Raw genomic sequence first — 2,721 nt, 5'->3', positions numbered from 1 at the left:
GATGTTTTTAACCGATTCAGGTAAATCTGCATCTTTTAAAACAATGGTATGGTTTTTAGCACCTGTCAACGCTTGAACACGTTTTAAATTTTCACTACCTAGTTTATAAACATATTCTCCTACTGGTTTCGAACCAACAAACGATAATGCTTTTACATCTGGATGATCGCCTAAACGATTAACCACGTCATGAGCACCATAAACCATATTAAGCACGCCATCTGGCAAACCTGCTTGTTGGAACAGTTCAATTAGTCGCGCTGTAAGCAATGGTGTTTTTTCTGACGGCTTTAATACAAATGAATTTCCAAGAACAACAGCCATCGGGAACATCCAACACGGCACCATCATCGGGAAGTTGAAAGGCGTTATGCCTGCAACAACGCCAATTGGATAACGGTAGTTTGTTGCTTCAACATCCGTTGCAATCGACGCCAACGAATCGCCCATGTATAGTGAAGGCGCACCTGCTGCAAATTCAATATTTTCGATACCACGTTGAACTTCGCCAAGCGCTTCCGATAAATTTTTACCATTTTCGACAGTGATGATTTTTGCCAACTCTTCTTTATGCTCAACTACAAGGTTTTGATATTTAAAAAGAATACGTGCACGTTTTGGAACGGCCACGTTCTTCCACTTTTCAAATGCTGCTTGCGCAACCTCAACTGCATAATCAACATCAGTTTTTGTGGATAAAGGAACACGTGCAATCACTTCTTTCGTAGCCGGGTTAGTTACCTCTTCGTATTTATCTGTTTCACTAGCTACCCATTTACCACCAATAAAATTTTTCAACTCTTGAATCTGTACCATGTTTTTTCCTCCTCAGATTGTTTAATTATTTGTTAACGCTTACACTATAGAAGAAAATAGATAAACATTACCTGATCATCTACCTTCTTGTTGTTGGTAATGTTTTGGTTACCTTTCGATTACATCGTACATTTTTTAGCAACAATTGTCAACACTTGTCCTTAAATATTACAAAAACTTTCTAAAAATTGATAAAAAAAGACTTTTATGCCTATATTAAAGTTAAATATTGATTAACTTTTGAGTATATGTTATCTTTTATAAGAAGATGTGTCACTTCAATTAGCGAATCACTAAGGAGGATAGCAAATGAAGGCCAAGCGATTAATAGAAATCGAAAATTACATCGAGTTAAAAGGTTCTGTTTCGCTCGATGAACTCTGTGAACATTTTGATGTCTCTAAAAATACGATTCGAAGAGATATTAATCTCATTATCGAAAATGGTAAGGTTGAAAAAGTATATGGCGGAGTTAAATCATTAGTTAATAGCGAGCTCGTTGCATTTGAACATCGCCACATTACAAACCAGACAACAAAACATCATATCGCAGCAGCAGCAGCAGCCACTTTAATAGAAGATGATGATTTTATCTTTATCGATTCCGGCACGACTACCGTTGGTATCATTGATCAATTGCCACCAAATATCAATATCACCATTTTGACAAACAGTTTAGATATTATCAATTCAGCATCGGCTTTTGAAAACATCCGCTTACTGTTAGTCGGCAACACATATAAACCCGAAACACGCTCATTTGTGGGGCTAAACATCGAAAGTATCATCGGCAAATATAATATTTCAAAAGCGTTTATGGCTGCAAGTGCTGTTTCAATCGAGAATGGCTTAACTAATTCCGATTTAATGGAATATGACATTAAACGCAATGTCGTTGCCCGAGCAACGAACATATACTTATTAGTAGATCATTCAAAATTTGATAAATCTACACTCTTAACTTATGCCGCTCTTGAACAAATCGATGGTATTATTACTGATCAAAGACTTACTGCGGAATACCAACAATTCTGTCACACCCATCATATCGATGTTATCGATACAAATATTACTGAAACCAGGAGGATATAACATGCCATTATTTAAATTTGATGTATTAGAAGGTCGTACTGACGAACAACTCCGTCAGCTGTTAGATGTCACTCATGTAGCGATGGTTGAAGCACTTGAAGTACCTGAGCTAGATCGTTACCAAGTTGTTAACCAACATAAACCTGCTGAAATGGTTATTCATGACACAGGTTTAGGCTTCACACGTTCAAAAAACTTTGTTTTAATAACGATTATTAGCAATAAACGCACACCCGAAAAGAAACAAAAACTTTATCAATTAGTTACTGAAAGACTAGAAGCAGAATGCGGTATTTCAAAAGACGATGTGATGTTCTCAGTTGTTGAAAACACCGATGTCGATTGGAGTTTCGGCCATGGAGAAGCACAATTTATTACTGGAAAGCTCTAATAATTGATAAGAAACTAGAACTTATTCTAGCTTGAGGCTGAAGATAAACGCTATTCCAGGTCGTCACTCCTTACTCAATCTGGATTATGTACAATTAGTACGCGCACCATCATTCACTCGTCGTTCCTACGATAACAGCATTTCTAATCAGTCTGCTCATATCGTAGTCAAAGTTCTTTAAATCAGCTTAAAATAAAAAAGTAGTTTTTCGAGACTTTGTCTACAATTTGAAACTAGAATAATTTCTAGTTTCTTTTTTTGCATAAAAAAAGACGATGAAACATCCATCATCTACTTTTTTTGACGTTCATAATACATTCCACGGCCACTTGGACCAACCGGTTCAAAACGATACTGCGCATACAATTTATGCGCTTCGCCATCGGCAATCAAACTCACATAACTGTCTTCAAATATTGCCG

General features: G+C 36.6%; 3 protein-coding genes. 2 read left to right on the top strand and 1 reads right to left on the bottom strand.

Annotated elements, in window-relative coordinates; genetic code table 11:
* A partial coding sequence (locus IKV95_RS01285; protein ID WP_287451325.1) for an aldehyde dehydrogenase family protein occupies positions 1-816 on the bottom strand: 816 nt, incomplete at its 3' end.
* 309 nt (positions 817-1,125) lie between these two features.
* Between IKV95_RS01285 and IKV95_RS01280 the strand changes: the two genes are divergently transcribed.
* Both IKV95_RS01280 and IKV95_RS01275 read left to right on the top strand, forming a co-directional pair.
* The gene (locus IKV95_RS01280; RefSeq protein WP_069125182.1) at positions 1,126-1,908 is read left to right on the top strand and encodes a DeoR/GlpR family DNA-binding transcription regulator; all 783 of its coding nucleotides are present in this window, start codon (positions 1,126-1,128) and stop codon (positions 1,906-1,908) included.
* A 1-nt stretch (position 1,909) separates the two neighbouring features.
* Positions 1,910-2,299 (top strand): tautomerase family protein, encoded by a 390-nt coding sequence (locus IKV95_RS01275; RefSeq protein WP_119904854.1) that lies wholly within the window; start codon positions 1,910-1,912, stop codon positions 2,297-2,299.
* The last annotated feature ends 422 nt before the right edge of the window (positions 2,300-2,721 follow it).

The sequence above is a fragment of the Brochothrix sp. genome, assembly GCF_017549435.1.
Lineage (GTDB): Bacteria > Bacillota > Bacilli > Lactobacillales > Listeriaceae > Brochothrix > Brochothrix thermosphacta.
Note: the sequence above shows the minus strand (reverse complement) of the source record. Positions and strands in the feature narration are given on the sequence as shown.

Coding starts and splice junctions, on each gene's coding strand:
- IKV95_RS01280 (WP_069125182.1), top strand. CDS start 1,126: ATGAAGGCCAAGCGATTAATAGAAATCGAAAATTACATCGAGTTAAAA.
- IKV95_RS01275 (WP_119904854.1), top strand. CDS start 1,910: ATGCCATTATTTAAATTTGATGTATTAGAAGGTCGTACTGACGAACAA.